General features: G+C 72.4%; 1 protein-coding gene. It reads right to left on the reverse strand.

The window, feature by feature from the left end:
- The coding region (locus IE271_RS40810; protein WP_190195465.1) for a polyketide synthase dehydratase domain-containing protein at positions 1 to 1,700 on the reverse strand (1,700 nt) is incomplete at both ends.

Consider the following 1,700-nt stretch of genomic DNA (forward strand, 5'->3'; position numbering starts at 1 on the left):
ACCACCCACCGACCCCCCACCCGCACGCACCAGACGCGGCACCCACGCCCGACCCGCACGCCACACCACCTGCACCTCACCCGACCCCACCACACGGGCCACCACACCACCGGCATCAGCCGACACACCACCGATGCCGGCCGTCACACCATCGGCGTCGGCCGGCACACCGTCCACGCCTACCAGCACCACCCGCCCGGGCTGCTCCAACTGCACCGTACGTACCAGACCCCACACCGCAGCCGCCCCAGGATCGGCGTCGGGCAGGCGGGTGGCGATCACGAAGGTGTCCGTGCGCCGGGTGGGATCGGCGATGCCGTCCCGCAGGAATCCCGCCGTACGCTCGACGAGCACGCGGGCGTCCGAGGGGTCGGCACCAGGCGCGACGGTGAGGTCCAGCAGGGCAGCGGGGTCGATCGTGGGGCCGTTCACCGGGAGGGTGACGGGCGTCCAGTCGACGCGGTAGAGGTGGTCACCGGCTCCACCACCCAGGGAGACGAGCCGGTCGACGGAGACCGGACGCAGATCGAGCGACCCGACGGTGGCGACCGGCCGCCCTGCCGGATCCACCGGATCGGTGAGGGTGAGCGAGAACGCGTGCGGTCCGGTCTGCCGGGCCCGTACGCGCAGAGCAGTGGCTCCCCGGGTGTGCAGGCTGACCTCGTTCCAGGCGAAGGGCAGCAGCACATGGCCGGGTTCCGGCTCGGCGACGGCGAGGAAGTTGGTGGCCTGGAGCGCGGCGTCCAGGAGCGCGGGGTGGATGCCGTAGCCGGCCGCGTCGAGCGTGTCCGGCAGCGCCACCTCCGCGTACACCTCCCCGTCGAGACGCCACGCGGAACGCAGGGCGCGGAAGGCGGGCCCGTACTCGAAACCGCGGTCCGACAGGCGCTCGTAGAACCCGCCGAGCCCGACGGGATCGGCGCCGGCCGGTGGCCAGGCAGTCCCCGCATGCGCTGGTCCGGATACGGCGGCGTCGGCTGTACGAGCCGCATCGCTCGTGCGGGCGGCGTCGGCTGTGCGAGTGGCATCCGCTGTACGACCGGCGTCGGCCGTGGACCGTCGCACGAGGAAGCCCGTGGCATGTCGGGTCCACACGTTCTCGCCGTCCTTCGAAGGCGACTCCGGTTCCGTTTCCGGCTTCGACGTCGCTTCCGGTCGCGGCTCCGGTCGTGAGTAGAGCGCGAACGCCCGTCGTCCGTCGGATGCGTCACCTGTCGCGGGCTCGACCCGTATGTGCAGCTGAAGCGCCCCCTCGTCGGGAACGACCACCGGGGCTTCGATCACCAGCTCGTCCACCACCGGCACGCCTGTCTCGGCACCCGCCTGCGCGACGAGGTCCAGGAGCGCCGCTCCGGGGGCGATCACCGTGCCCGCCACCGCGTGGTCCGTGAGCCACGAGTGCTCCGCGCTCTCCACCCGTCCGGTCAGCACCACGCCGCCGTCCGGCAGGGGCACAGCCGCACCCACCCAAGGGTGGGCGACGGGCGTCAGGCCCGCCGTGCCCACGTCGCCGACGGTGGGGCGGGTCTCCAACCAGTAGCGCTGGTGCTGGAAGGGGTAGGTAGGCAGTTCCGACGCCCGCAAGGGCTTCGGATCGACGCCCTCGAACAGTGTGTTCCAGTCGACGGGGACACCCCGTACGTACAGTTCGCCGGCCGACAACAGGAAACGCTCCAGACCGCCGTCGTCCCGCCGCAACG

This window comes from Streptomyces minutiscleroticus, from assembly GCF_014650875.1.
GTDB lineage: Bacteria > Actinomycetota > Actinomycetes > Streptomycetales > Streptomycetaceae > Streptomyces > Streptomyces minutiscleroticus.